The organism is Mycobacterium sp. IDUB_28, from assembly GCF_055419285.1.
In genome coordinates this window covers 90,782-116,746 of the sequence record NZ_JBVAXK010000005.1, presented here as the reverse complement: position 1 = coordinate 116,746, position 25,965 = coordinate 90,782, and the positions used below count along the sequence as shown (strand labels likewise).

The window sequence follows — 25,965 nt, the reverse complement described above, 5'->3', positions numbered from 1 at the left end:
CTGTCACAAAACGCACAGTCGGCGGCGGAGGGGCGGCGGCAGAGGCGGCCCGGCGCGGTCAGGCGATCGCGTAATCGATGACGCCGCGCACGATCTCGCCGTTCAGCAGATCGGCGTAGGCCTGGTTGATGTCGTCGAGACGGTAGCGGCGGGTGATCATCTCGTCGAGCTGGAGCTGTCCGGTCTGGTAGAGCCGGGCCAGCCGGGCGATGTCGGCCTTGGCGTTGCACGAGCCGAAGATGGTGCCCGCCAACGTCTTGTTCATCAGGATGAATTCCTGCAGGTTGATGTTGACCGACTGCTGCAATTGCGAGGTCATCCCGGTCAGCACGCACGTCCCGCCCTTACGGGTGAGCGCCACGGCATCGCGGACATCGTCGGCGGAGATCAACGACGGGCAGACCACCACCGCGTCCGCCATCACCCCATAGGTCAAGTCGCGCACCAGGTCCAGGGCTTCGGCTATCGAGGCGACGCTGTGCGTGGCGCCGAACCGCAATGCCGACTTCTGTTTGAACTCCACCGGGTCGACGGCAACGATGTGCGCGGCGCCGTTGATCCGGGCACCCTGGATCGCTCCGGTGCCGATGCCGCCCGCGCCGATCACCACCACCACATCGCCGCCGCGCACACCGGCCCGGTTGGCGGCCGACCCGTAACCGGTCGGAATGGCGCAGGACAACAGCGCACTCGGCACCAGCGGCAGGTGTGACTCCAGCTTGATCAGCGAATTCACCGACACCACAGTGTGTTCGGCGAACGCGCCGACCTTGGCCAGGTGCCCGAGGGGCCGGCCGTCGGCGGTGTGGTGGCGGAACGTCCCGTCGGTCGGCATGCCCGGTGTCAGGGTGCCGATGCCCTTGTCGCACAGGTATTCCATGCCGGTGGCGCACCAGCGGCACTGCCCGCACACCGCCACGAACGTCAGCACCACATGATCGCCGACCTCGAATTCGGTTACCCCGGGCCCGATTTCACGCACCACGCCGGAACCTTCGTGGCCGCCGATCATCGGGAACATGGTGGGCAGGCCCAGTGCCTTCAACACCTCGTTGGGTGCGGACATGTCGCCCTTGAGGATGTGGTCGTCGGAGTGGCACAACCCGGCGGCGGCCAACTGGACCAGCACCTCGCCGGCACGGGGCGCGTCGAGTTCGAACTCCTCGACCGACCAGGGTCCGCCGACATCGTGCAGGATCGCGGCCCGGCTTCTCATGCGGCCGGGCTGAACGTCACGGGCAGCTTGTTGGGGGAGCGGAAGGTGAGCCCGACGATCTTGGACTCCACCCCGGTTCCGTCGTCGTCGACGAACCTCAAGTCCTGCACGCGGTCGAACAGGCTGTTCAGGACCACCCTCGTCTCCAGCCGGGCCAGGTGCATGCCCAGACACATGTGGATTCCGCCGGCAAAGGCGATGTGGGCTTGCCGGGGGCGGGTGATGTCGAAGATGTTCGGGTTGCTCCACCGGGTTTCGTCGCGGTTGGCCGAACCCATGCACGTGTCAATCTGCGCGCCGGCCGGGATCAGCTTGCCGCCGATCTCGACCTCCCGCGTGGTGGTCCGCATGACCGCGGTGAGTGGGGTCTCATACCGCAGTCCTTCTTCCATCGCCATCGGAATCAGGGACCGGTCCCGGTAGACCATCTCCATCTGCTCGGGATGGGTCAGCAGCAGGTACAGCAGGTTGCCCGACGAGCGGTACGTGGTTTCCAAACCGGCCGGCAACAACAGGCGCAGGAACGCGATGATCGCCTCGTCGGTCAGCTTCTCGCCGTCGATCTCGGCGGCCACCAGGTCGCCGATGATGTCGTTGGTGGGTTTGCGCCGCCGCTGCTCGACCTGGTTGAGGAAGTAGCCGTGCAACTCGGCCGCAGCGGTCAGGCCCGCCATGATGTCGGTCGGGATCGAGATCAGATCGAGGGACAACCGGCGGAACATGTCGAGATCCTCGGGCGGCAGCCCGAGCAGCGAGGAGATGATGCGGGTGGGGAATTCGAAGGTCAGGGCCTTGACCAGGTCCGCTTCGCCGTTGTCTTTGATTTCGTCCACCAGCTGATCGCAGACCGGCCCGATCACCGAGGGTTCCCACCGTTCCAGGGCCGTGGACCGGAATGCCTTGGCCACCAAGTTGCGGTGGTCGTGATGTTCCTTGCCGCCCATCGCCAGGATGGTGTGGCCCATCACCAAACCGATGGTGTCGTCGTATCTGGCCGAGGTGAAGGTCTGGTCGTCGCGGAAGGCGCGGAACACGTCGTCGTACTTGAACAGCACCCATTCGTCGCTGGGCCGCAGTTCCTCCGGCATCTGCTCGGGGTCGCCCAGACAGCCGTGCCAGACGGGGTCGGTGCGCCGCATGTATTCGAAGAACGGATACGGACTGGTTTCGCCGGTGAGGTCGAGGGCCACGGGGGCGCCGTCCTGATGGTCGGTGCTGAGCGTCATTGAGAGTCCTCTCTGCGCAACCGAGTGAGCCCGGATGGCGGGCCAGACAGCGGAATGTCGCTATCATAGTATAAATAGCAATCTAGCTGACAGCGGGCGAAGGGCGGTGGTGCCGCGGTGCCGCAACGCCATCTGGTGTGCTCCGTCGAGGAGTTGCCACCCGGCCAGATGAAGCTGGTGGACGTCGGGAAGTTCGGTGTGGGCGTGTACAACGTGCACGGCACGGTGTACGCCATCGTCAACTACTGCTCGCATGAAGGTGCGCCGCTGTGCCTGGGCCCGGTGGGCGGAACCAACGAACCCGCCCCCGACGAGCCCGGCGGGCTGCGTCGGGTGCGCGACGGGGAGATCGTCCGATGTCCTTGGCATAACTGGGAATTCGACATCACCACCGGGCGCAACATTGCCGATCCGAGTCGCCGGATCCGCACCTACCGGGTCGACGTCACCGAGGGGCAGGTGTATCTGACCGCATGAACCAGACCTTCCTGCCGTTCGTGGACGCCAACGTGCAACCGCACTTCCGGTACAACGCCGAACTGCGGCGTTATCTGCCGGACGCCCACAAGCTGCGGTCGATACCCGACGTGGAACAGCAGTGGTATCAGGCGCCCGGTGGCGACTACCGCGCCGACCTCTACGGCGAGCACTACCCGGGCTCGGATCCCGACACCGTCAGCCGGCACCTGTTCGACGAGGGCGGCGCGAGTTACGCGATCCTGAACCCGCTGACCCGCGGAAATATCGCGGACTACCTGCTCAACAGTCGCATCTGCGCCGCAGTCAACGACTGGCTGATCGACCGGTGGCTGGAACCGGACGGCGCTGACCGGTTCCTCGGCACCATCCGGGTGAACCCGGAGGACCCCCGCGGCGCGGTCGCCGAGATCGAGCGCCTGGCTGGTCACCCCAAGCTGGTCCAGGTCGGCGTGCCCATGCAGTCGCGCGAGCCGTTCGGCAAACCGATGTTCGAGCCGATCTGGGAAGCCGCGGCGGCGCACGGTTTACCGGTGGCGGTGCACGTCAACGGCGGCAACGGTGTCGACCATCCGCCCACCTTCGCCGGGCACGCGCACACCTACCCGGGCTATGCGGCGTTCATGCCGCTGAACTACTTCGTGCATCTGGCCGCGCTGATCGTCGAAGGCGTATTCGGCCGGCATCCGGGGCTGAAGTTCGTGTTCGCCGACGGCGGATACGACATCCTGACCCCGCTGATGTGGCGGCTGGACACGTTCTGGCTGTCGATGCGCGACCAGACCCCGTGGGTGGACCGCTACCCGAGCGAATACCTGCCCGACCATGTCCGGTTCTGCTCCTCGGCGTTGGACGGGCCCGTCGATGCCGCCGACGCCGCGCGCTGGATGGATTTCTCCGGCAAGGCCGACCTGGTGATGTACGGCTCCGGCTACCCGCACTGGTCGACGACCGCCCCCGCGGCGACGGCCGACGGTCTGGACACCGAGCAACAACGAAAAGTTCTGTGGCGCAACGCCAGTGAGCTATACGGGCTGACCGTGAGTGAAGGAAGCACACCATGACCGTTGTCGAACGCACAGCTGCTTGTCCCGATCGGCAGCAGGAGGCTGGGCAACGGCAGATCGCGGTGACCGTCGTCGATACCGACGTGCACCCGTTGCCGGTGTCCACCGACGTGCTCAAGTCGTACGCGCCGGCCGAATGGGTGGACAAGATCTGGCCGACCGGCAACGCCGTCAGCCCGGTCTCGCACTTCTACGACACCCCGGACTCGTACAAGACGTTTTCGCTGCGGATGGACGCCGCACCGCCCACCGGGGGCGTGGCCGGCAGCGATCCGGACTTCGCCGCTCAACAGCTCCTGGTCGACGCCGGGGTGAGCATCGCCTCGCTGGAACCGATGTGTGACGCGCAGTTGCCGCAGGCCGAACACGTGCTGAAGTCGACCTACAACGACTGGCTGGCCGACGTCTGGCTGGACAAGGGCAACGCCCACGGCCGGTGGCGCGGGTCGATCAGCGTCAGCGCGCAGACACCCGAGCAGGCCGCCCGGGAGGTCGAGCGGTGGGCGGGTCACCCGTACCTGTCGCAGGTGTTGATGACGCCGCAGACCCGCGGAATCCCGTTCGGCAGCCCGCATTTCGACCCGCTGTACGCGGCGGCGGCACGCGCCGGGCTGCCGGTGGCCACGCACCTGATGGGGCAGACGCCGTTCGAGCTGATCCCGTTGTACCCGGTCGGAAACCCCGCCCACTGGCACGACTTCTTTGCGTCCTGGCCGCTGCTGTATGTGTCGCACCTGATGAGCCTGGTGTTCGACGGCGCGTTCGACCGTCACCCCGACCTGCGGGTGGTGTTCATCGAAGGTGGTTTCACCTGGGCGATGCCGGTGATGTCACGCATGGACCGCATCTGGGCGGCCCGCCGCGGCGATCTGCCGCAGGTGCGCCGACCCCCGTCGGACTATGTGCGCGAGCACGTCCGGTTCACCACCCAGCCGCTGGAAGACGCCGACACCGTCCAGTTTCGCGAATACCTGGAGTTGATGGACCTCGGTGACAACCTGATGTTCTCGACGGATTATCCGCACTGGAGCTACGACTCGCCGATGTATGCGATCAACCGATTTCCGCGTGCGCAGCGCGAGCGCATCATGCGTGGAAACGCAACCGCGCTCTACGGTCTGCCCGCGACCGTCGCGGCGCTGCCCGGCGAGCGGGTGGCTGACGGTGCTGCCCTCGATTGATGCCCTGACCGGGCAGGTCTACCTTGAAGAGGGTTTCCGGCCCGACGGGCCGGAACATCGATTTCGGGAGATATGAGGGCATGACGCAAACGAATGTCACACGGCCGCAGGGTCTTAGCCGGATCGACCCGGCGCTGCGCGAGGCCGCGGAACGGGTGGGTGTCGTCGAGTTCAGTGCCGACAGTCTGTCGGCCGAGCGGGAACAAGCCCACCGGGCGGCCGCCGAGCGGGCGGCCGCGGTCGACACCGCCGGGGTCGACGTCGAAACGCGGACGATTGCCGGTCCGGACGGCGGGCAGCTGGACATCCGCCTCTACCGGGGCGGTGGCACCTCGGCGTTGCCGCTGGTGATCTACGCCCACGGCGGCGGTTTCGTGACGGGCAATCTAGACACCGACCACGCGCACTGCGTGGAGTTGGCCCGCGATTCCGACACCCTGGTCGTGTCGGTCGACTACCGGCTGGCACCGGAACATCCCGCCCCCGCGGCGCTGCAGGACGCCGAGGCGGCGCTGCGCTACGTGGTCGAGCACGCTGCCGAGCTGAACGCCGACGCCACCCGGATCGCGGTGATGGGCCGTGACGCCGGTGCCGCACTGGTGGCCGGGCTGGCCCAGCGCATGTTCGACGAGGAGGGACCCAAGATTCTGGTGCAGATCCTGCATCAGCCGATGCTGGACTCCGACACCACTCCGTCGCGCCGGGAATTCCAGCGCACGCCCGGCCTCAACGGTCAGGCGGTGAGCCGCGCCTGGGGCCACTACCTCGGCCACGCCACCGCCAACGGTCAGCACGTCCCTGCGCACCGGGCGAATCTGGAAGGGCTGCCGCCGACCTTCGTCAGCTGCGCCGACATCGATCCCTGCCGGGACGAAGCGATCGACTACGCGAACCGGCTGCTGCACGCCTACGTCCCCACCGGGCTGCACGTGATCGCGGCCACGTTCAACGGCTTCGACTCGGTGGCCCCGGATTGGGTTGTCTCCCAGGAGAACCGGGCCCTGCACGCTCAGTCGTTGCGGCGCGCGTTCGCGGTGTGACGACGCGCGCCCGGGTTAGACGGGCGTGAACTTGGTGATCAGCCACTTCCCGTCGATGAGGGCCAGCGTCACCAGTACGCTGCGGGCCGCCACCGATGGCTCGGGGTTGTCCTTGGTCGTAGTGCTCTGATCGACGAAGAGCAGCACGACTGCCGAGGTGGGGCGCAACTCCTGGACCGCCGCGCGCATCACGCGGGCGGTGGTTTTCAGCGCCTTCTGCTTGGACGCCGGCGCCACGAACTGCTGAGTGAACTGGTCGTAGTAGGACAGGAAATCGCCGGACAGGTGGGACCTGGCGCCGGCGAAGTCCTTATCCAGGCTCTCCGGCGAGTACGACAGCACCGCCACCGTTCCCTCCGACGCCGAGTTGATCACCGTGCGCGCCACGCTCTGGCTGGTCAGCTGATCCGGCCGATACTGCTGGAAGTACATCCACGTGGCCAGCCCACCGGAAATCAGCAGCAGCAGCACGAGAATCACCGGGATCGGCTTGACCGTGATCTGCCGGCGCCAGAAGTCGCGCCGCCAGATGCGCCGGGGCGTGGCTTCCCCGTCGGGAGCCGCGGTGGTTTCGGGCTCGTCGATGTCGGCGTCCGCCTCGGGCACTTCGGCTTCCTCGAGGCCGCTGTAGCCGGTGTCGTCGGCAATGCCGATGTCGTCGTCGTCATCGGAGTCGTCGGCGACGTCGTGGGTGTCGGGGACCGGGTTGGGCGCCTCGGCCTGGTGGATGTCGTCCACCGGCTCGGGGACCTCCTCGTCGGAGGTCTCACCCTCGCTGTGCGACTCGGCGGTTTTGCCCAGGGCGACGGCGAAGGTCGCGTAGTTGGCGCGGGCCTCGACGGTGTCGGCGGCGTCGAGACGCTCCGGCTGTTCGTCCGCCGCGGCGCCCCGCACCACGGTGTCGGGCGTGCCGCCGGATACCTCGGCGTCGTCCTTCTTGGTCAGTTCGACGGCGCCCCTTTCGTCGCTCACGGCACGAACTCCACTTTCGACATCTTGTATTGGCCGTCCTCCTCCATCACCGTCACCCGAAGCCGCCAGGCGCGCGGTTCGTCGGGGTTGCCGCCGGTGGCATTGGTGACACGTGAGGTCGCCGAGACCAGGACCTGCGCGGAATGCCCGTCCATCGACTCGATGGCGGCTGCGTTCACTGATCCTTCGGTGACCACTTTGGATTGCTCGACCACTTTGGTGAAATCGGCCGCCCGCTGCTGGAAGTCATCCCGGAACTCACCGGTGGAATTGTCGATGACCCGCTGCACGTCTTGTTTGGCGCGGTTGAAATCGAGCGAGGTCATGAAGACCACACCCTGCTTGGCCCCGGCGATGAAGGCTGCCTCCTGGCGCCGCTTTTCCGAACTTTCGTGATGCCACCAGGCGAAAAGCCCGCTCAACACGAAAAATCCGAGAATGAGGATGACCGCAGCCCCCTGGAGGATCGTGGACAGCTTCGGCATCCGCACCGAGTTGCGTAACCGGTCCCGCCGCGAGGGCGTGACCGGCTCGGACTCGTTGTAATTCGCCGACTCGTCGTAATCTTCCGGCTCGTATTCGGCCTCGTCGTACTCTTCGGACTCGTCGTAGTCCTCGTATTCGTAATCGCCGTCGTCTTCGTACTCGTCTTCGTACTCGTCGTCGTCGGCGGCGTTGAGCGCTTCACGTCGCAACCGGGCCGCGCGGGCCTTGGCGCGCGCCGCGGCAGCCAGCAGTTCGGCTTCGGCGGCCTCGGCTTCGGCCTCCTCGGCCAAAGCCAGCACATCGGCCTTCGATGTCACCGCATCGTCGTCTAACTCAGCCATTTCGGCGACCGTCCGTCATTATCGACTGAACTCCGGTATCTCTTACGGTATTGCCCATTGCTAACATCGGTGTCGCCAGCGCACCCCGATGAGGACCGATCAGGCGGATGATCCCCCAACCAAACTTGCCTCCCGACTTCCTTCGCGGCGAAGGAACGCCCGGGGAAGTCCGGCCGGCCTCATGACCGCTGTCGACTCTCCCGAAAAGATACTCTTTACCTCCACCACTCAAGCGTTTCTGTCCAAAGAGGCGTCGCTGCGTCACGTCCGCGACCTGCACGGCGCCGGTGAGTCCTTCGATCCGGCCTGGTGGCGGCGAGCCGCCGAACTCGGCTGGACAGGGCTGCTGGTGCCCGAGGAGCTGGGCGGGGGCAGCGCGTCGGGTGACGGCTTCGCAGACTTGGCGATGGTCGCCGAACTGCTCGGGAAAACCGTCGCGCCGGGACCGCTGTACCCGGTCAGCACGGTACTTGCCGGGCTGGTCGAGGCCAGCGATCGGGACAACCACACGGGTCTGATTGACGCGCTGGTGTCCGGTCAAACGGTGGCGTCGTGGGCGGTTGCGGAGCCGCGCCGCGGGTGGGTGCCGCAGGATCCGACTGTCGGCTTCGTGCCGGCGGATTCCGGTTACCGCATCGACGGAGTCAAGGATCGGGTGGAGGCCGCCGCGCAGAGCGCGGTGCTGCTGGTAACGGCTCGAAGCGGCGCGGACAGCTCGGTGGTGCGTCAGTTCCTGGTCGGCACCGACGCGCCGGGCGTGCGGATCACCCCGGTGCAGTCGGTCGACATGGTCAAGCAGTACGCGACCGTGGAGTTTGACGGCGTGATCGTCGACGGGTCCGCCGCCGTCGGCAACGCAGCCGAGACGCCGGCGTTGATCGAGCGGCAGAGCCAGATCGCCCAGGTGTTGCAGTGCGCCGAGGTGGTCGGAATCCTGCAGACGGTCTTCGACTTCACCGTGCAGTGGGCGTTGGACCGGCACTCGTTCGGACGTCCGCTGGCGTCCTATCAGGCGCTCAAACACGGCTTCGCCGACATGAAGATGTGGCTCGAGGCGTGCCGTGCCACCACCGCTGCCGCAGTCGCCGACGTGGCTGCGCACGCACCCGATGCTGCGCTCTCAGCCAGCGTCGCCAAGTCCTACGTGGGTGAACTCGCCGGGCCGATCGTGCAGCGCTGCGTGCAGATGCACGGTGGCATCGGCGTCACCTGGGAACACGACCTGCATCTGTATCTGAGACGGGCCACGTTGTACCGCAACATGTTCGGCACACCCGAGGAGCACAACCTCGCGGTGTACAGGATGGCGGGCCGATGACAGCCGAATCAGTCGCCGAATTCGCCGCCCGTGCCCGTGCGTGGCTGGCCGAGAACATGCCGAGCATCGACCCGGAGAATCCACCGGCCGCGCCGCGCGACGACGAACGGTCCTGGCAACGCGCCCGCGAGCTACAGCGGCGGCTGTGGGACGGCGGATTCGCCGGTATCTGTTTCCCCCGCGAATACGGCGGCCTGGGGTTGCCCTACGACTACCAGCGGGCCTTCGACGTGGAGTCCTACCCCTACGAGATGCCGTTGATCCTCAACGTGCCGACGTTCACCATCTGTTGCGCCACGCTGCTCGACACCGGCAGCGAAGAGCAGAAGAAACACCACATCGCCGGTGCGTTGCGCGGTGACGAGATTCTGGTGCAGTTGCTCTCCGAGCCCAGCGGCGGGTCAGACCTGGCCGGTGTCATCACGCGCGCCGAGCGTCGCGGCGATCGATGGGTGATCACCGGCGCCAAGACGTGGAGCACCAGCGCGTTCGCCGCCGACTACGGGTTGTGCCTGGCCCGCACCGACTGGGAGGTGCCCAAACACGACGGCCTGACCATGTTCCTGGTGCCGATCCAGCACCCGGGAATCACACTGCGGCGCATCACGCAGGTCAATGGGGGCGCGGAGTTCTGCGAAGAGTTTCTGGACGGGGTGGACGTCGGCGCGGACGCCGTGGTCGGCGAGGTGAACGGCGGCTGGGCGGTGGCCTCGCGACAGCTGTACCACGAGCGCCGTGCCGTCGGTCAGGGCTCGGAGTTCGCCAGCGGATCCGGTCATGAGGGCGGCCACACCACGCCGGTGGACTACGTCGATCTGGCGGCCAGGACCGGCCAGGCTGACAACGAACGCATTCAGGAGATGGCTGGCCGGGCGCTGGTGTACCGCGCGGTCGCCGAGCAGCTCATCGAGCACGTCTCCCGCAATGTCCGCGACGGCGGACTGCCGCCGGCCGCCGGATCCCTCATCCGGCTGTTCCATGCCGAGCACGTGATGCTGGAGATGGACATCGCCTTGGCCATTGCCGGCCCGGCGGGTGTGGTGGGGGAGATGGGCGAGGGATTGCAGACCGGATTGCGGTACCTCTCGCGCCAGTCGGTCGCCATCGGTGGCGGCACCACCGAGATGGCCCGCAACGTGATCGGCGAGCGGGTGCTGAACTTTCCGCGGGAATATGCCGCGGACCGCGGCGTGCCGTTCAACCAGGTCCGGCACGGCCGGACCCGCTGAACCGCGCCCTCAGGCGTCGGCGGCGCTGACCGGAATCTGGACCAGCGACAACACGTGGTGTGCGGGGCTGCCCGGCGGCGCCACCAGCACGCAGTCGCCGCCGTGTCTGCGCGCACGTTCGCGCGCGGCGGCCAGCGCACTGACACCCGCCGAGCCGAGGTGGGTGACAGCGCTCAGGTCGATCGTCAATGACGCTATGCCCGAACGGCTTTCGACCGCAATCTGGCGATCCAGGGTGGACGCGGTGTGGGAATCGACCTCGCCGCGCACGATGATGCGACCGCCGTCGGCAACCAGCGACACGAACTCGCTGTCCACCACCCGCTGGTAGGACACCCGGCTGACCACCGAGTCGCTGACGAAGTTGGCCGGCCGGGACAGGCGGTGGATGAGGCTGGCGGTGGTGCCGTCGGGACCGTGGACCACGTGCGATTCGGTCACCAGCGCCTCGGCCATGGCCAGGCCGCGCCCGCGGCCGCGTTCGCCCTCGCGGTAGTCCTTCCATTTGCCGCGGTCCGTCACCGCCGCCCGCAGCAGGCCGTCACCACCCAGTTCCGCTCTGACTTCGACACCGCCGGAGACTTCGGTGGCGTAGCCGTGTTCGACGGCGTTCTCCACGAATTCGGAGACTGCGTGCACTACGTCGGAGATGTCGTCGGCCTCGGCACCGAGCTCGGCGAGCCACTTGCGCAGCCGGGCCCGGATGCCGCGGGCGGCGTGGATGGTGGCATCGGCGGTGACCTGAAGCGGTGGCGTCGCGGTTCGTCGCTGCGCCGCGAGCAGCGTGACGTCGTCGTTGTAACCCGTTGAGCGCAAGAGTAATTCGAGTGTCTCCGAACAGAGGCGGTCGATGGGCCGCGCGGGTGCGTCGATCACGAACCCGCCGGTGCCGGCGGCGATACTGGCCGCCAATTCCGCGAACTCGGTGGTGCTCGCCGCCAGCGGCCGTCCCGGGCGTTCGATCAGGCCGTCGCTGTAGAGCAGCACCGCGTGCCCGACGTCGATCGGCTCGCTGCGCACCGGAAATCCGTTGCCGCTGCCCAGTGGCCCGCCGCCGGACGGCTCGAGGTAGCGCGAGCCCGCATCGGCCGTCACCACCAGCGGGGGCGGATGGCCGGCGGTGCAGTACTGGAACTCACCGGTGCTGAAGTTCAGGGCGCCGACGCAGATGGTGGCCGACTTCGACCCGGGCACCTGCTCATGGAAGCGGTCCACGGCCTCGAGTGCCTCGGTGATCGAGAGTCCGGCGGTGAGCTGCATCCGCAACGCGGTGCGTAGCTGAGACATCACTGCGGCCGCCTCGACACCGTGGCCCACCACGTCGCCGACCACCAGCACCAGGTGACCACCGAGGGGCAGGGCGTCGAACCAGTCCCCGCCGGCCGCGGTGTCCTCGGCGGCGACGAGGTACTCGGCGGCCACATCGGCGCCGGGCACGATCGGCACGGTCGCCGCCAGCAGTGCCTGCTGCATCACGGTCGCCGAATCGCGGGCGTTGCGGTAGCGCTCCGCGAGTTCCTCGACCCGCGCCTCGGCGGCCAACCGTGCCTCGACCCGTGCCGTGACGTCATCGAAGACCAGTTGCACGCCCTCGATCGGTCCGTCGGGGGAACGTCGCGGCGTGACGAGGAAATCGAAGAAGCGTTCCTCGACGCCGGAACCCTGCAGGTCGACCTGCAGTCGCCACTCGGCCCCGGATTGCGGCTCACCGGTCTGATACACCCGGTCGAACATGTCGAAGATCTGCTGGCTCTCCAGCTCCGGATAGATCTCCCGGGCGGGTTTTCCCACTAGTTGCACCGCTGGATTGAAGGCCCGGAAGGCCGCGTTGACCGCGATGAACCGGTGATCGGGTCCCTCCAGGCCGACGACCATCGCCGGGATGCTCTCGAAGATGCGCCGCACGTCCGCGGCCGCACCCACCGTGTGATCCCAGTCCATTTCGGCCGACATCTTGGCCGTACCTCCCGCGGACCGATGTAGCAAACAAGTCGGGTGCGTCGATGACAGCGTCAAGCAACAGTAATCAGATTAGCAATCCAGGCGATATGCGCCAGGCACCAAAATGTCGCTCGCACTCGGGCGAGCTCGCGCGCTATGCGGCGGAGAGTGCAGCTTCCGTCGTCGGGTGAACGGGCAGCACATTTCCGAACGAGCACGCATCCACGATTCGGGCCACGCCGGGGTTGCTGCTGACCATGCGCAAGGTGATGCCGCGACGCCGCAGGCGTTCTGCTTCGTCGGCCAGCACAGTGAACGCACAGCAGGCCATGAAGTCGAGGCTGTTCACGTCGACGACCAATACTCCCGGCTGCGTGGCGACCGCGGACGCCTCGGCGACCAGTCCGCGCCAGGTGTGTTCGTTGGAAGCATCGACTTCGCCGCCGGCGCGGATCAGCACCGCTGAGCCGCTGCGCACGGTGGTGGCCCGCAACGAGCTATTCGGCTCACCGAGCTGGGACGCCAACCGGTTGCTCAACGGCACCGGAATGGAAAACGATTCGGACGGACCCAGGTTCACAGCGCACCCCCTAGTCGACCGCGCCGGAAAACCCCCCCGAGTGGACGTTGCTGCGCGCCGGAAGAAAGTCTGATGCCTCGTGTATAGCAGAGTGACACGGCTGACGTGGCGAAACGCCGAAACCGGGCCGGCGGTGTATCAGTCGAGCGTGGGGCCGGTTTCGGTGGGGCGACCGACGATCGCGAAGTTCACCGTGGCGGTGGCCGCCAATTCGCTGTCACTGTCACTGTCACCGAAGATGTCGATCTGCACAACCAGCGAGCGGCGACCGGCGCGCAGCACAGTGGGTACCGCGCGCGCCGAGCCGTGCCGAATCGGCCGCAGATAGCGGATCACCAGATCGGAGGTCGTCATGGCGGTACCCGGCTGCAGGTATTCCAGCCCCAGTTGTCCGCCTGCCACGTCGGCGAGGGTGGCGATCAGACCGCCCTGCAACGCGCCGGAGGTGTTCACCACCTGGGGGCTGACCGGCATGGTCATCGCGAATTCCCCGCCGGGGGTGGTGGTGGGGCGCAGGCCGATCTGGGCGAACAGTTCGGCCAGCGTGGGCTCGACCGCGTTGTCGGTGGTGTCTCGGACACCCAGGGCGCGACTGCAGAAGTCGTAGAGCTGACCGGAATCGATGGGGGTGCCGTTCAATTCGGTGCCCAGCCAGCGCAACCGGAGGGCGCCGATGACGGTCTGCATGACGATCGCGGCTGCGGCCCCCACGTCGAGCGCCGGGTCGAACAGGCCCTCGGTGATGCCCTGACCGACGATGTCGCGGATCAGTCGGTGCAGCGGGGACAACACGCGGGCGTATTCGCGGGGCCGGGTCTCGGCCAGATGCTGGTTGTAGAGACTGAGCGCCCGGTTGAGGCTGTCCTGGGTGCTGGATTCCGGCTGCGCGGTGACCCGGTCGATGACCAGCTTGAGCGCCGAGGTGCTGTCCAATCCGGTCGTCTCGACGCGCCACATGTCCGCGGCCTGTGCCATGGTCCGATCGAACAGCGCCAGCAGCAGCTCGTCCTTGCTGGCGAAGTGCTGATAGAAAGCGCGCAGCGAGGTCTTGGAGCGGGCGACGACTTCCTGCACGGTGAAGTCGGTGCGGCCGGTTTCGCCCAGGATGTCGACCGCGGTTTTGATGAAGCGGTCGGCGCGCGTGACGTCGGCTTGCTCGGTGGGGCCGGTCATGGGCGGATCCTTCTCCTTGCGGGCCGGGCGGAACGCTGCGAGCGCGCACTGAGAATGACATTACCGTGCGCAGTCCGAGCGCTAGGGTGGACCGGTGATTTCGGGCGGCGCGGACGGCTCGGCGCCGGGGGACCGGCGCCGCATCGAGGAAGTCGTCGCGCTGTTGCTGGGTGAGGCACCTGCGGGCTGGGCGCACTTACACCTCGAATTCGATTCGGCCACTTCGGCTGTCACGACTTCGCTGACGACAGGCGAAGGGACGTCGATACCGCTGCCGGTACCTGCCGGGGTGATAGCTGCGCTCAGCGACTATCACCGGCAGAGCGGGACCGCAGGGCGGTTGGTGATCGACTGCGACGCCGACGGGCGGTTGTCGGCGCGGACCGATCCGGTGGCGACCGCAGCCGGGTCACGGCGTTGGCCGCAGTGGGTGCTGGCGACGATCACGATCGGGTGTCTGGCCGCTGCCGCAGTGGTGTTCGCGACGGGCTGGCGGTGGTCGGAGCCGCCGCGCCTGACTGCGCTGGGGGTGCCGCCGCCACCACGCGCGCAACAGGCCTTCGCGGTGGCAACGCAGTGGTACGAAGCCGAGAACAACGGGGATGTAGCGCGGATGCGCGAACTGGCGTGTGTGCACCCCGCGCAATCGGTGACGGACTGGATCAGCACGATCGGCTATTACGGTCAGGATCAGGGACTGGTCTTCACCGACGCGGTCACCAAGTTCCGTGATGACGGGGCGGCGGTATGGGTGCGCATCGCGGTGCGCATCCGTCCGGTCGACGACCGCACCAAGCGGGAAGTGGACGAGGCGCAGACGCACGGCGGTTTCCTCTACGAAGAAATGACTCTGGCCAGCGAAGGCGGCACCTTGAAGGTGTGCGACATCGCACTGCCGCCAAAGGCGGGGGGCTGAGTGTCGATCAACGGTGGGTCGCCGACGGGCAGGCCAGCGCGCCGGATCTCGTTGTGGCTGTGGGTGATTGCGGCCCTGGCGTCAACCGTGGTGTTGGTGATTGCGGTCGTCGGCCGAGACCGCGGCGACCACCCGACATTGCGGCCGAAGACGGTCAGCAACTCGATGACAGAAGCGCAGGCCTACCAGGCCGCCGACACCACGGTGCGGGCCTGGGTACGCGAACGCAGCGCGCGTCATTTCGCCAATCTGCAGGCGCTGACCTGCCCGGACAGTGAGGGAACGGTCACCACCGAACTCAACGACGTCAAGACCAACCAGCCGCTCGGCAAGGAGATGCACGTCGTGGCCACCGGCGCATTCGGCCGCCACGGATCGCTGTGGACCCTGAGCACGCACTTCGACAATGACGTCAGTGTGCAGTTCGTGTTGGGCGTGCGGGACGGCGAATTACTGGTCTGCCGGATCGCGTCGGCGCCGGTGCCATGATGAACGCTGCAGCGGAAGGAGAGTGACGCGTGTCGGGGTTACCCGCGGGTGGATTTCGGTGGGTGGAGCCGGACGAAGCGCCGCAAGCGCCGCTGCGGCGTTCTCGGCGGCGGTGGTGGCTCGGCGCGGTCTTCGTGGTCGTGCTCGCGACGGTGGCCGGCGTCGTGGCCGTAAAAGTCTGGGCGCCTTGGTCTCCCGACCGGCGTGCTGCCGATGCCCCACCTGCCGCCCCGCCGATCGGCACACCCGAAGACCTGCTGGTGTCGTTCCCCCTGAACCGCCAGCCGGTCCCCGGTTGGCAACTCACCGCGGCAGACATGGGACTGCCTCCCGGCGTCAAGCTGGGCAACCTTTTCACCCGCAACGGCACGAAGGCATACTTCGTTGCCCTGCAGGGCTGCGACAAGAAATGCCGGCATCCGACGGGCTGGATTTACGGGCTGGACGTCACCACCGGTGCCCGGCTCTTTCCGCCGGTGGCGCTGCCCGAATTCTTCGGGGACTGTTACGGCAACGGGCCGGCGGTGGCCGTCTGCACCAGCAGTGTCGTCCAGGGGACCGAGCAGTATGTCCCGCCTCCCGGCGCCTGGGTGATCGATCTCGAGCGTGGTGCGCTGACCTACAGCGGACCAAACACCCTCAACCCCAGGTTGGGCGGAGACACCCGGCTGGAGCCGGTGGGGTACAAGTACGGGCCTACCTACCTGCTGGCAGCCAAATACGGCGAAGGGCTGCACGGCGTCGGTCCGCACGCCGAGATGACCTGGTTCCTACCCGGCAGCGGAGAGGTCAGCTTCCCGGCCACCTGGGATCCGGACGTTCCGCCGCTCACCCTTGCCGTGCAGCCGCTGAAGGACGTCCACGACGAGCGCGGCAACCGGGTGTTCTCGATCGCCGACGGCAAAGACATGACACCCACCCCCCCGGCGGGCACCCGGCTCGAAGAGGTCGAGACCTACAACGGCGGGTTCGCCTATCAGTTCGATGCCGGCAAGGTGACCGGCACGCTCATGTATGACACCTCCGGGCGGATGGTCGGACGTCAGCAACCCCAGCGCAGCTACCCGCGGCGAAACGCGGCGATGCTCACCCTTGCCGTCGGTGGTACCTTCCAGATCTACGATGCCGCAGGCAAACTCGTCGCCACCATCCCGTCGCGGAATCTGCACGAGGACTTCACCGTGATCGGAACCAAGCTGTTCATCAGAACAGAAGACAGCGGCTACGGCGACCAGACAGCCTGGCAGCAGTGGGATCTGCTGACCGCGCAACCTGGACGCACCTGCACGATGCAGTTCGGATCCGGCTATGTCGGATCCGACGGTACCGTCGTCATTACCAGGCAGGATGCTTCGGAGGGAACCACATACGCGGCGATCGACACCACGACCTGCCAAACCCTGTGGGAGATTCCGGGCAAGATCTGGCTCTACAAGGTCGGTACCGGTCTGATCGAACACGACATCGACCGGGACGTCGTGATGTCGCTGCATGCGCCGAAGTGAGCCCACCTCAAACTGTTCTGTGTCCAACGGAAGGGCGCTTTAGGTACTGCGTGATTGTCGAAGCCTCGCTACGTCCTCAGCGATCATCGCATCGATGCGATCGGCGAGGTTATCCATTGTCATGGGCGTCAGGTAGTCGAAATCCGGCGCATAGATGTAGTCGCCATCGTCGCTGACGTTGACGCAGGAGACGGTGCTCTTGCTGCGATCGAATCCCCAATCGCGTGCCGGCTGCCAGTGACTCTGAATTCGCGCGAGCCGAAGCACGTGTGAACGGGCAATTGATACCCGTCCGCGCGTGATGTCGCGGGACATAATGACGGGGGCTTCGTCCTTGTCCGCCTTCGGTTCAGCCGGTGGCCGCACCAAGCCGGGAATCACGATCGCCGAATGCTTGCCCGGTTGGGTGAGCGCGAGCGAACCTGCGACGGCCGGGCCCAATTCGTAAGGTGCAACCGCAAACACGTCGACGCAGTGTTCCTCGTCATTCTGCGCAGCCACGAAGCCTGATTGGCCGCGACGATGCGCCATCATCCGTCCTCGTCGGGCGCCGACAATGCTCACGACGCACTCCACCCGAATGTCTGCGTTGATATACGAGGTGATCCACGGTGCGAAGTCTTGTAGGTCACCCCCCTCGAGACGTCCGGGGACGGCAGCCAGGTATGACTCGTACTCCTGGTAACTCCCGAAACGGGAGGGTTGCAGCACGACAAAGGGGTGCGGCAGAAAATCTCGGCCGAGCTTGTCGCTAATGGCTTGCAGGTCGACCAGCTCGAGGCGTCCTACTCGGCTCAGCGCCGCGCGCTTCATTTCGCCACCTGGGGTGGACCGGCTAGGACGATTTGGGTGGACTGGCGTCTTTGGATTCCCCGCCGACTACCGGCACCACAGCTTCAGCTTCCCCGATCACGTCTTGGCCGTGCTTCGTCAGCCGCAGGGCTTTATTCGCCTTGTGTGCCTTGTCTGCGCCCGATCCGCCTCGATGACCCGCCGCCGGAGCACCGGCACCTGGTGTACCTCCCGCGCCCACGCCCGCCCGAGACACCTGCGTTGCGGCGACGGGCTTGCTCGACGGCTGCAGTTGGGCGGGCCGCTGGCTCGCGGCCCCGTGCGCGACTCCGGCGCCCCCGCTGCGACCCCCTCCTGATCCTGACGTTTTGGCTCCGGTCAGACCCTTCGGGCCCAGACCCAGTACCCCTTCGGGCAAACCGAGCGAGCCCTTGTGGCCGCTGTTGTTCAGGGCCTGACCCAGGGCCTGATTGGCGGCATTGCCCGCCTGCCCGGCTGCGTTCTGAGCCTGTTGAGCTGCTCCGTTGGCGGCGTCTCCGACGCCCTTGGCCGCGTCGCCCAGTCCCTGCAGGGGGTTCGGGGAAGAATTCGGGCTGCTGAGCTTGTTTGCAACCGGGGTCACTCGGCTTGGTCCGGCGGGCCTCGGAATATTCGGTGTGCCCAAGCCGCCCGGACTCGGGCCGCCGGGTGGCGCACCGCTTGGCGTACCCGTACCCCCGGGCCCCCCGGGGGCGCCTACTCGAGGTGCGCCTGCCGACATGTCGGGATGACGTCGACTGATCCAATCGATCGGCGGATTGTAGAAGGAGTGAATTGTTTGCTGCGCCGCGCGGTCGTAAGAAGCTGACAACAGTTCGTCTGCAGCCTGTTTCTCCGAAATATGCGCATATTGCGCCCGAATCCGGGTATCATTGTCTAATTGTGTCTTGTTGGAAATGAACCAATCCCGCGTTTCCTTGATATCGCGCGAGAACGTGTCCACCAGGGGGCTCATCCGTTCGGTCGCGTCTACCAGGGAATCTAGGTAGTTGAGAGAATTTCGAGCCAATTGAGACATCTGTGCTGCGGTCGCCCCTGATAAGCCTTGCTCCGCTGCGGCTATCGCTTGCTCAAAGGTTCCGCGTAACTGCGCGAGAGCAGAACTCACGTTAGACCAAATGAAGCGATGGCGAACCGCGATGTCCTCCGCGGCGTCCTTGATGCCGTTGTAGCCTTCAAGGAAAGTGTTGATGTGCTCTAGCGGCACGCCCTTAATCGTCCGACCCGCGAGTTGGGTGCTGTCTATATTGTTGAGGTCGTCATATAGAGTTTGCCCGATATACGAATTATGTAAATTCGGAGGCGGGTGATTCGGGTTGACGGGGCCGAGATCGCCGTGATAGCCGTCATCGTGCGGCGTCCAATCCAGAGCGGGAGGATCGCCCGTCACGCGTGCCTCACCGCCTCGCAGAACTGTTCACACAACATCAGGCTTCGTCGGTCTTGAGCAGTTGAGTAAAGGCCGCACTGGAGAAATCACGAAGCGCTGTCGCAAATCCCACGTACTCTGCCAAACGCTGGCGAATCGCATCCCCGGAATCATTGAGTTGACGTGCCGTGGCTTGCGCGGATTGGAAGCTGCCGACAACCCCCTCGTTTATTTTCAACCCGCTCAATGCGGCTACCTGTGCGTTGAGGTCCTCGACAACTCGACCGGTGCTGGCCAGCCAGCTATTCAATGCCGCTCTGTCGACCTCCAGAATGTTCTGCGGCACAGCTTGTTGCCATTGCCGTAGTTGCAGGGTCGGATCTCCCAGCGAGCCTGGCGCGGGCGGTTCGTCAACAGACATGGTTTTCCCCTCCGGTTCCGACGTCGTCCGTCAGCGGCAAATCACTATTCCCCATGCAACCCCGACGCCCCAGCATCACGATGCGGGCTACGCAGAGAAGGCTCCTCCAACGAGCCGCGATCACCTGTCAGAATAGGCCACCCCGAGCGCACTAATCCGCGAAATTTCTGCGGCGGGGCGGTGCCGGCATCCGTGTTCCCATGCCCGTCCCGGGGAAGTTCTGATCAGCTCGCGGCCTACCCGCGGGTGTCAAAATTGCCATCAGCCGCCCGCCGCTGGTCGAACTGCGCGTCCTCGACAGTCCGCTGGCCCACCCGCATCGCGCACAACCGGCGGATCAAGCTGCTGAGCGCGAAATTCCACGCGACCACCCCGACGGTCACGGCGATCAGCGGATAGTAAAACGTCACGCCGCTGTTGAGGGCGGCCAGCACGACCCCCGCCGCGTACGCAGCGGCGAGCAGCAGCACCGGGACCACCTCGGCGGCCAGGTCGGTGACCCGGTACCACCGCGGGGGCGCGATCAGTCGCGGCCGAACTTCCACACCCAACCTGAAGAACCCCGTCACCGCGACGAAGAGCATTACTGCGGCGCCGACGACGAACAGGGCGATGGTGGCGATGGTGTCCGGAGTGCTGCTCATGCGGCAAGGCCGGCCAGGCTCAGTTGGTTCAGTGCGGAATCGAGGTCAGGGTCACCGAACTGGCTGAATACGGCAGCCAGATCGGCCCTTGTCACGGTGTGCGCGGTGGCCGCCGCAAGCAGCTGGTCGCACGCGTCCCGTACGCCCGGGCCGACGACTGCCATCATCGCCTCGACGGTTTCCCCCGGTGTCCAGATCGCCGGCAGTGGGTCGTCGAGTTCGTCGAAGGTGTTGGTCGATCCGCGCCACCAACGGCCCTGCTCCCACCAGAAGCAGAAGCTGAGCAGTCCGTTCTGATTGCGGGTGTTGAGCACCGAATCGTTGACCCAGGCGGGTGCGCCGCCGTACAGGTCCGGCAGCGGTTGTCCCTGCTGGTAGGCCGCCACCAGCAGCGGGGAGTTCCAGCGCCCGCCGGAGAGCACCGCCCGGTCACCGGGCAGCAGGTACAGGGTCGACCCGCTGCGGGCATCGGATTCGTACCAGGCCAAACCCGCCGCGATCCGCGGCCCCCACCGGGAGCGCGCACCGGTGTAGACCGCGGCCAGCACCGCCCACCGGGTCCACGTGACCGGTAGCGGTTCGACGTCGTCGGTTTCGACCGGCAGACGACCGGCTGCCTGATCGGCCGATGCCGCCGCGGACGCCTGCTGCGGAGTGCGGCCCTGCGCGGCCGGCCCGGCCAGGTAGCCGGCCAGCCACACCGGCAACCGGGGCCGGGGATAGGTGGCGATGTCGTCGCGATAGTGGTCCGCGGGCTGCAGTTGACCGTCGGGGAATGGTTGGTCGCCGTAGTCGTACTCGACGCGCAGCCGACCCTGGCTGGTGACGGACAACGTGAGTCGCCACCACGGCCCGGCCGACATCTGTGCGCTCACCTCACGTTGCGCGCGCACCAAATCCAGCACCGGACGTGGCACGGTGACGGGCTGCCACCCCCGGGGCGTGTCGAATGCGCAATCGGCGGTTCCGCCGCGCACCGTCAGGGCGAATACCGCGATGAATTCCCGCCAGTCCGGGGGGCCGAGCGAGGCCAGCTCCCGGGCGATCGGATCGAGCATGCTCGAGGCTTGCCGGCCGATCTCCTCGTTGTGGGCGGCCTGGCTCTCTCGCGGCGGTGAGTCGTCGACCAGGGTGACACTGCGGGCCGCGGGTGCGCCCGACGGGTCGGCGGCGTTGACTGCTTCAGCGAACCCGGCCATGAACGCGGCGGGGTCCGCATTGGTGTGGGCGAGGGCGCGCTCCCGCTCGGCGAAGCGCTGCCGGGCGACCTGCGGCGGTGTGGCGGATGACGTCTGCTCGATGCGTCCGCTGTCCCCGATCAAGAACACCGCCCGCCCGACCGGCATGTGCAGAAAGCTCGTCGGATCGCTGGTGTCGACATGTACCGGTGCATACACCGACCAACCGGCCTCGAACCGTTCTGCCGTCAAACCGGTTGTCGGATAATCGATTCCCTCGCGACGCACGAACTCGGCGACCGCGGAGATGGCTTGGGCGGCGTCGATGGTCACCGCGCCACTCCTTCCGTGTCGAGGCACTGGACGGGGATGCGATCCAAATTTCCGTACCCCGTCATTCGGAATCGCCGAACATCTGCCGGATGCCCGCGTGGGCCACCGGGTAGTACCTCTCGATCCGCGTCCTGATCCGGGTCAAGGATTCCTCCTCGGTGGGAAACCCGGTTCCCTCTGACTTGATCAGTGCGGCGAGTTCGGCCCGGTCCGCGAAACGGGTCAGATACTGCCATTCACCGGTTCGGTCGAACAGGCCGTAGACATCGTGCGCTGCGAGCAGCGCGATCATGCAGTTGATTTCACCGGATCTCTTGGAGTTGTAGATCTGTAGCTTGCGGTCGGCCGACCGGTAGAACGCGACGGAACCGAGTATGCCCCCCTCATCGACGCTGTCGTCGAACCCGGCCAGCTCAAAACCCAACTCCGCCAGCACGGGCCCCACAATGAGCTGGACATGCTGCAGAAATCCTTCGGTCATTTGTCACGGCTTTCTACGAGAACCCACGAGTCGCCGACTTGTTTGTAGCCGTACCTCGACGCGTGAGTTTGCAGGAAATCAATCTCCTTGGCCGAGAACGAGTCCGGACGAAGCAGCTGGACATCTTCCACCGACGAAAAGTGCCGGTAGTCGACCAGGTAGTCGATGCGGGGCACCCCGTTCTCCAGCTGTGTCCTCAGGAATTGTTCGTTCACTCGCCAGCCCAGTTCGTTGGCGTCCGGTCGGCTCAGCCCTCGCTCGATGCTCTGCCACGCCTCCGGTCCGGTGTCGTAGAAGATCCCGCCGTCGTGCCGGGCGGCGCCGATGTAACCACCGTCGTAGCCGTCGTACTTGCCTAGCACCACCCGGTCCGCGTCGCCGACGCGGTGGGTGGAGAGCTCCGCCATGTGTCGCACCAGGTCCGACGTGAGATTCCCGCTGGCGAACGCGTGATTGAGATCAGCGGCCAGCTGCGCCGCCTGCGGCGGGTAGCTGACGGGATCGCCGATCGCCATGACGCCGGTCGGATGGTGCGGGGCCGGCGGTTCCGAGGGGTGTCCCGCCACGTCTCCGACGGCGGTCGCGGCTTCCAGTCCCCGGCCCCGGTCGTCCAGGGGTGCGACCGGGTTTCCGTTGTGGTCGAGATATCCGACGGCGGTGCTGTCGACCGCGGCCTCACCCCAGTACGGAGGCCACCCGGACCGCTCGAAGTGGTCACCGAAGCGTTCGTAGAGGTGCACCGTGCCGCCCTCGTTGACCGCGACGTAGGCGTGACCACCCATCTCGGGTCCACCCGCCCACCGCGAGGCGAGGATCGCCGCCGACCCGTCGCCGAGGCGCAGCAGCGCGTCGTGCACGTCGGCGTAGCCCGCGAAGTGCGACTCAGAATCCCAGGCCGCGAACAGATCTCGTGCGGGTACCCCGGTTGGGCCCGGTTCGGTCCGCAGCACGACATCGCGGCCATAGCGGTCAGCCAAGAGACCGGCGACGTGGTGCGCGCAACTCGCGTCGCCGCCGGGATGTTCGGGCAGCGAATGCCACCGCGGATCCCAGATCCGCCGGGCCGACTCGGCCGGGTCGGCGTGGTGTTCCAGCGCCCGCATCTCCGCCGGTTCGGCGGTACGCCACCGGCCGGGAGCCGACGAGTCCACTTCGAACCGCTGCAATTCACGGTGGACCTGGTCGAACAGACCGGCGCCGATGCGGCCGAAGTTGGCCAACGACTCAGTTCGGGTAGTGGCGTGCTGCGAATCGAAGCTGTAGTACGCCGAGTGGGTTGCAGTATTGCGGTCCGGTCCCCGGATCTGATCCATGTAGCGCGGAAACTCCGCGGTAATCCGGTGCGCCCCGAAGGCATGCATCGCAGGATCAAGACCCAGGCCGCGACCGAAGGCGCGACCGGATGTTTCCGGCAGGCGCGCGCCCAGTCCGTCGAGCGAGCGCGCACCCAGCATGGTGATGGGGTCGCGAGACGAGGACGCGACGAAAACCCTATCGCCAAGCCCGTATTCGGACACGTGACGCACCGGGCCGGCACCCGGCGACCCGGCCAGGGTGATGCTGCGGGCGTGGCTGCTCAGCTCGCCGCCGTGCCCGGCGAAGCTGGTGGTGGTCGAACCGTAGGAATGGCCGAAGACGTCGTTGGTGGAGAAGTGGCTGCCGTCGGCTGCCAATGCATCGCGCGCGGCGTTGAACGCCGTCAGGTCGCCGCGCAGGATATCGCCACCGGCACGGGCCAGTTCGGGGTGCGCGACATCCCACAAGCCCTTGAATCCCTGCGGTGCGTCGTAACCGATCCACGCGATCGAGGCCACCCGGGCCTGCTCGTTCACCGCCCGCACCGATTCGAAATGGTGCATCGCGTTGGACAGATTGGTGCCGATCTTGTCGATCGTGGTGGAGAAACCGGGCACATGCCAGGACACCGCATCGGCGCGGTGCGGATCGTGACCGACGCTGACCACCATCCGGCCGTCGCCGCCGAACTCGTGCGGGTCGAACGCGAGGATGTGCACTTCCGCGCCGAGTTTGGCGGCTTTGCCCCGTGTCTCGTCCAGAGCTCGGCGAATCTCGTTGTAACGCTCGAGTTCTCGCTTCTCGGGACGGCTGAGGTGCTCGCCCGCGTCTTTGCGGGACTGCAGCTCATCGTGCAGCTGGGACAGCCGGTGATCGTTGGCTTCGGTACGCGCCCACGGGGGGATGCCCTCGGCGTTGCCGATTTCCCGGGAGTACGCGTCGATCAGCGCGCGTTGTTCTTCGCCGCTCAGCTCGCGCCACCACGCGGCATTGTCCCGGGCGCGCTGCTCACCAAAGGTCTTGTCGGACAGGTGATGTCGGATCTCACTCGGATGGACCGGCGGAATCCGCTTCCACAGCGCCTCATTCGCGATCCGCTCGGCGTCGGGATGCGAGGCGACGTCGCGCCCGCGGTCACCGGGATCGACATCGTGGTGGTGCGCGTCGTCGGGATGCGTCGTGGCCGACGGGTCGGTCAGAACTCCATCGTGCTCTCCTCCGGCCAGACCCCGTTGCGCTGGCGGCTCACCCATTGCGCGTGCGACGCCGCCACGCTCGACAGGTGGTCCGGGGGCTCGTTCAGGAACGTGCGCTTGTTGACGGTCACCGGGTGTTCCTGCGTGGGCTGCGGGGGATCGGTCAGGGACACGGCCGCCATCTGGTAGGTGATGGTCTCCGGGTCCTCCCGTGTGCGCCGGATCGTGATCCGCCACTGGTGGGGGTAGATTTGGTTGCCGATCGTGCGGCCGTTGCGTTTCGCCTCCGTGTAGTTCTCCGCGATCCAGTCCGGCGCCAGACTCGACTGCACCGTCACGATCCCGGTCTCCGCGTCGATCACCAGGTTCGCGAGGCCCAGTCCCATCCCCGCCTCGGCTTCCTCGGGCGTCAGGATCGCCTGACAGACCCAGCCCATCTCGAACGGCCACACCTGATAGGTGCGTCCCGGCTGCACCCGCGCCAGGTAGGCCAGCGCTTGTTCCTTGGTGTCCAGTTGCACCATGTTGGCCTCCTTGCGGTGCGGGTGGGGGACCGAAGTGATCGGGCCGCAGTGGCGTGGACCATAGCGAGGCGGACCGGTCAGTCATCCGCGTAGGCGGATGGTCCGAGGTCGAGCCGTGTTGGGGATCCCACCACACCGGACCCTGGGCGTCGCGCGGATACACCACGACGGTCGCGTGCGACCCTGATATCACCGGCTTGCCGTGGGCGTCGTAGATCGGGACGCCGTTGGCGTCGCGCGCATGCCACTCGTTGACGACCAGCGCCGATGCGCCGGGGCCCATCTTCTTGATCTGCTCGTGCAGTGCGGCGAATTGATCGCGAATCGGGAGCTTCGAGTCGGCCGGATGCAGTCCGTCGCCGAGCCACGCCTTGGCCCGGGCCGTCCCGCCCGCTTCGCCGCTCTGGTTGTCGATGAGCCCGTTGGGCAGTGTGTCCGGATACCGGGGTGCGGACACCGTCGGGTGCCCGTGGAACGACGCCAGCGCCGACAACGCGCAGTCCAGGCAGTTGTTCACGCGCCCCGGCACACCCGG

Annotated in this window: 24 protein-coding genes and 1 pseudogene; 9 read left to right on the top strand and 16 right to left on the bottom strand. The window is 66.6% G+C overall.

What is annotated here, in order from left to right:
• Positions 1-58: 58 nt before the first annotated feature.
• Positions 59-1,216 carry a Zn-dependent alcohol dehydrogenase gene (locus ACZYZ9_RS12240; RefSeq protein WP_463826531.1) on the bottom strand — a complete coding sequence of 386 codons (1,158 nt, stop codon included), beginning with the start codon at positions 1,214-1,216 and terminating at the stop codon, positions 59-61.
• On the bottom strand, positions 1,213-2,442 hold the full coding sequence (locus ACZYZ9_RS12235; RefSeq protein ID WP_463826530.1) for a cytochrome P450: 1,230 nt from the start codon (positions 2,440-2,442) through the stop codon (positions 1,213-1,215). Before ACZYZ9_RS12235 ends, ACZYZ9_RS12240 begins: the two co-directional genes overlap by 4 nt.
• A 117-nt stretch (positions 2,443-2,559) precedes the next feature.
• Here ACZYZ9_RS12235 and ACZYZ9_RS12230 point away from each other — a divergent pair, with 117 nt between their 5' ends.
• From ACZYZ9_RS12230 to ACZYZ9_RS12215, 4 genes are all read left to right on the top strand, one after another.
• A complete protein-coding gene (locus ACZYZ9_RS12230; RefSeq protein WP_463826529.1) occupies positions 2,560-2,919 on the top strand; it encodes a Rieske (2Fe-2S) protein in 360 nt (119 codons plus the stop codon).
• Positions 2,916-3,983, top strand: a complete 1,068-nt coding sequence (locus ACZYZ9_RS12225) for an amidohydrolase family protein (RefSeq protein ID WP_463826528.1) — start codon at positions 2,916-2,918, stop codon at positions 3,981-3,983. The genes ACZYZ9_RS12230 and ACZYZ9_RS12225 overlap by 4 nt, the downstream gene beginning before the upstream one ends.
• Complete coding sequence (locus tag ACZYZ9_RS12220) at positions 3,980-5,167, top strand: amidohydrolase family protein (RefSeq protein ID WP_463826527.1); 1,188 nt, start codon at positions 3,980-3,982, stop codon at positions 5,165-5,167. The genes ACZYZ9_RS12225 and ACZYZ9_RS12220 overlap by 4 nt, the downstream gene beginning before the upstream one ends.
• Before the next feature lie 80 nt (positions 5,168-5,247).
• The gene (locus ACZYZ9_RS12215) at positions 5,248-6,207 is read left to right on the top strand and encodes an alpha/beta hydrolase (protein ID WP_463826526.1); all 960 of its coding nucleotides are present in this window, start codon (positions 5,248-5,250) and stop codon (positions 6,205-6,207) included.
• Positions 6,208-6,222: 15 nt separating this feature from the next.
• Here the strand turns inward: ACZYZ9_RS12215 and ACZYZ9_RS12210 are convergent, their stop codons facing one another.
• Both ACZYZ9_RS12210 and ACZYZ9_RS12205 read right to left on the bottom strand, forming a co-directional pair.
• Positions 6,223-6,738 (bottom strand): hypothetical protein, encoded by a 516-nt coding sequence (locus tag ACZYZ9_RS12210; protein WP_463826798.1) that lies wholly within the window; start codon positions 6,736-6,738, stop codon positions 6,223-6,225.
• Between the two features lie 437 nt (positions 6,739-7,175).
• A complete protein-coding gene (locus ACZYZ9_RS12205; RefSeq protein ID WP_463826525.1) occupies positions 7,176-8,006 on the bottom strand; it encodes a hypothetical protein in 831 nt (276 codons plus the stop codon).
• Positions 8,007-8,187: 181 nt separating this feature from the next.
• On the opposite strand from ACZYZ9_RS12205, the gene ACZYZ9_RS12200 reads away from it, so the two are divergent.
• A complete protein-coding gene (locus ACZYZ9_RS12200; RefSeq protein ID WP_463826524.1) occupies positions 8,188-9,324 on the top strand; it encodes an acyl-CoA dehydrogenase family protein in 1,137 nt (378 codons plus the stop codon).
• Entirely contained in the window at positions 9,321-10,553 is a 1,233-nt protein-coding gene (locus tag ACZYZ9_RS12195; RefSeq protein WP_463826523.1) for an acyl-CoA dehydrogenase family protein, read from the top strand. The genes ACZYZ9_RS12200 and ACZYZ9_RS12195 overlap by 4 nt, the downstream gene beginning before the upstream one ends.
• Positions 10,554-10,562: 9 nt before the next feature.
• On the opposite strand, the gene ACZYZ9_RS12190 is transcribed toward ACZYZ9_RS12195, so the two are convergent.
• The 3 genes from ACZYZ9_RS12190 to ACZYZ9_RS12180 form a co-directional block, all read right to left on the bottom strand.
• A complete protein-coding gene (locus ACZYZ9_RS12190; protein WP_463826522.1) occupies positions 10,563-12,506 on the bottom strand; it encodes a SpoIIE family protein phosphatase in 1,944 nt (647 codons plus the stop codon).
• Between the two features lie 142 nt (positions 12,507-12,648).
• Positions 12,649-13,074: an anti-sigma factor antagonist gene (locus ACZYZ9_RS12185; protein ID WP_463826521.1), complete on the bottom strand. Its 426-nt coding sequence runs from the start codon at positions 13,072-13,074 to the stop codon at positions 12,649-12,651.
• A 138-nt stretch (positions 13,075-13,212) separates the two neighbouring features.
• On the bottom strand, positions 13,213-14,247 hold the full coding sequence (locus ACZYZ9_RS12180; RefSeq protein WP_463826520.1) for a hotdog fold thioesterase: 1,035 nt from the start codon (positions 14,245-14,247) through the stop codon (positions 13,213-13,215).
• Between the two features lie 94 nt (positions 14,248-14,341).
• On the opposite strand from ACZYZ9_RS12180, the gene ACZYZ9_RS12175 reads away from it, so the two are divergent.
• Genes ACZYZ9_RS12175 through ACZYZ9_RS12165 form a run of 3 tightly spaced genes read left to right on the top strand, consistent with a single transcriptional unit; the run spans position 14,342 to position 17,157 of the window.
• Positions 14,342-15,163, top strand: a complete 822-nt coding sequence (locus ACZYZ9_RS12175) for a hypothetical protein (RefSeq protein WP_463826519.1) — start codon at positions 14,342-14,344, stop codon at positions 15,161-15,163.
• Entirely contained in the window at positions 15,164-15,652 is a 489-nt protein-coding gene (locus ACZYZ9_RS12170; RefSeq protein ID WP_463826518.1) for a hypothetical protein, read from the top strand.
• A 29-nt stretch (positions 15,653-15,681) separates the two neighbouring features.
• The gene (locus ACZYZ9_RS12165) at positions 15,682-17,157 is read left to right on the top strand and encodes a hypothetical protein (RefSeq protein ID WP_463826517.1); all 1,476 of its coding nucleotides are present in this window, start codon (positions 15,682-15,684) and stop codon (positions 17,155-17,157) included.
• Between the two features lie 39 nt (positions 17,158-17,196).
• On the opposite strand, the gene ACZYZ9_RS12160 is transcribed toward ACZYZ9_RS12165, so the two are convergent.
• The 9 genes and pseudogenes from ACZYZ9_RS12160 to ACZYZ9_RS12120 all read right to left on the bottom strand — a co-directional run.
• On the bottom strand, positions 17,197-17,970 hold the full coding sequence (locus ACZYZ9_RS12160; protein WP_463826516.1) for an ESX secretion-associated protein EspG: 774 nt from the start codon (positions 17,968-17,970) through the stop codon (positions 17,197-17,199).
• A gap of 22 nt (positions 17,971-17,992) precedes the next feature.
• A complete protein-coding gene (locus tag ACZYZ9_RS12155; RefSeq protein ID WP_463826515.1) occupies positions 17,993-19,378 on the bottom strand; it encodes a hypothetical protein in 1,386 nt (461 codons plus the stop codon).
• 37 nt (positions 19,379-19,415) lie between these two features.
• Positions 19,416-19,778, bottom strand: coding sequence for a hypothetical protein (locus tag ACZYZ9_RS12150; RefSeq protein WP_463826514.1), 363 nt, complete (start codon positions 19,776-19,778; stop codon positions 19,416-19,418).
• 236 nt (positions 19,779-20,014) lie between these two features.
• Complete coding sequence (locus ACZYZ9_RS12145) at positions 20,015-20,422, bottom strand: hypothetical protein (protein WP_463826513.1); 408 nt, start codon at positions 20,420-20,422, stop codon at positions 20,015-20,017.
• Positions 20,419-21,933: a hypothetical protein gene (locus tag ACZYZ9_RS12140; protein ID WP_463826512.1), complete on the bottom strand. Its 1,515-nt coding sequence runs from the start codon at positions 21,931-21,933 to the stop codon at positions 20,419-20,421. Before ACZYZ9_RS12140 ends, ACZYZ9_RS12145 begins: the two co-directional genes overlap by 4 nt.
• 61 nt (positions 21,934-21,994) lie before the next feature.
• On the bottom strand, positions 21,995-22,414 hold the full coding sequence (locus ACZYZ9_RS12135; protein WP_463826511.1) for a hypothetical protein: 420 nt from the start codon (positions 22,412-22,414) through the stop codon (positions 21,995-21,997).
• On the bottom strand, positions 22,411-24,963 hold the full coding sequence (locus ACZYZ9_RS12130; protein WP_463826797.1) for an alpha/beta hydrolase: 2,553 nt from the start codon (positions 24,961-24,963) through the stop codon (positions 22,411-22,413). The genes ACZYZ9_RS12135 and ACZYZ9_RS12130 overlap by 4 nt, the downstream gene beginning before the upstream one ends.
• Positions 24,906-25,430, bottom strand: a complete 525-nt coding sequence (locus ACZYZ9_RS12125; RefSeq protein ID WP_463826830.1) for a hypothetical protein — start codon at positions 25,428-25,430, stop codon at positions 24,906-24,908. The genes ACZYZ9_RS12130 and ACZYZ9_RS12125 overlap by 58 nt, the downstream gene beginning before the upstream one ends.
• Positions 25,431-25,554: 124 nt before the next feature.
• Positions 25,555-25,932 (bottom strand): annotated as a pseudogene (locus ACZYZ9_RS12120) (toxin glutamine deamidase domain-containing protein); the annotation flags it as partial.
• Between the last annotated feature and the right edge of the window lie 33 nt (positions 25,933-25,965).

Excerpts from the sequence above, each read along its gene's own strand:
- ACZYZ9_RS12240 (WP_463826531.1), bottom strand. The coding sequence starts at position 1,216 with ATGAGAAGCCGGGCCGCGATCCTGCACGATGTCGGCGGACCCTGGTCG.
- ACZYZ9_RS12235 (WP_463826530.1), bottom strand. The coding sequence starts at position 2,442 with ATGACGCTCAGCACCGACCATCAGGACGGCGCCCCCGTGGCCCTCGAC.
- ACZYZ9_RS12225 (WP_463826528.1), top strand. The coding sequence starts at position 2,916 with ATGAACCAGACCTTCCTGCCGTTCGTGGACGCCAACGTGCAACCGCAC.
- ACZYZ9_RS12220 (WP_463826527.1), top strand. The coding sequence starts at position 3,980 with ATGACCGTTGTCGAACGCACAGCTGCTTGTCCCGATCGGCAGCAGGAG.
- ACZYZ9_RS12215 (WP_463826526.1), top strand. The coding sequence starts at position 5,248 with ATGACGCAAACGAATGTCACACGGCCGCAGGGTCTTAGCCGGATCGAC.
- ACZYZ9_RS12205 (WP_463826525.1), bottom strand. The coding sequence starts at position 8,006 with ATGGCTGAGTTAGACGACGATGCGGTGACATCGAAGGCCGATGTGCTG.
- ACZYZ9_RS12200 (WP_463826524.1), top strand. The coding sequence starts at position 8,188 with ATGACCGCTGTCGACTCTCCCGAAAAGATACTCTTTACCTCCACCACT.
- ACZYZ9_RS12195 (WP_463826523.1), top strand. The coding sequence starts at position 9,321 with ATGACAGCCGAATCAGTCGCCGAATTCGCCGCCCGTGCCCGTGCGTGG.
- ACZYZ9_RS12190 (WP_463826522.1), bottom strand. The coding sequence starts at position 12,506 with ATGTCGGCCGAAATGGACTGGGATCACACGGTGGGTGCGGCCGCGGAC.
- ACZYZ9_RS12180 (WP_463826520.1), bottom strand. The coding sequence starts at position 14,247 with ATGACCGGCCCCACCGAGCAAGCCGACGTCACGCGCGCCGACCGCTTC.
- ACZYZ9_RS12160 (WP_463826516.1), bottom strand. The coding sequence starts at position 17,970 with ATGAAGCGCGCGGCGCTGAGCCGAGTAGGACGCCTCGAGCTGGTCGAC.
- ACZYZ9_RS12150 (WP_463826514.1), bottom strand. The coding sequence starts at position 19,778 with ATGTCTGTTGACGAACCGCCCGCGCCAGGCTCGCTGGGAGATCCGACC.
- ACZYZ9_RS12145 (WP_463826513.1), bottom strand. The coding sequence starts at position 20,422 with ATGAGCAGCACTCCGGACACCATCGCCACCATCGCCCTGTTCGTCGTC.
- ACZYZ9_RS12135 (WP_463826511.1), bottom strand. The coding sequence starts at position 22,414 with ATGACCGAAGGATTTCTGCAGCATGTCCAGCTCATTGTGGGGCCCGTG.
- ACZYZ9_RS12130 (WP_463826797.1), bottom strand. The coding sequence starts at position 24,963 with ATGGGTGAGCCGCCAGCGCAACGGGGTCTGGCCGGAGGAGAGCACGAT.
- ACZYZ9_RS12125 (WP_463826830.1), bottom strand. The coding sequence starts at position 25,430 with ATGGTGCAACTGGACACCAAGGAACAAGCGCTGGCCTACCTGGCGCGG.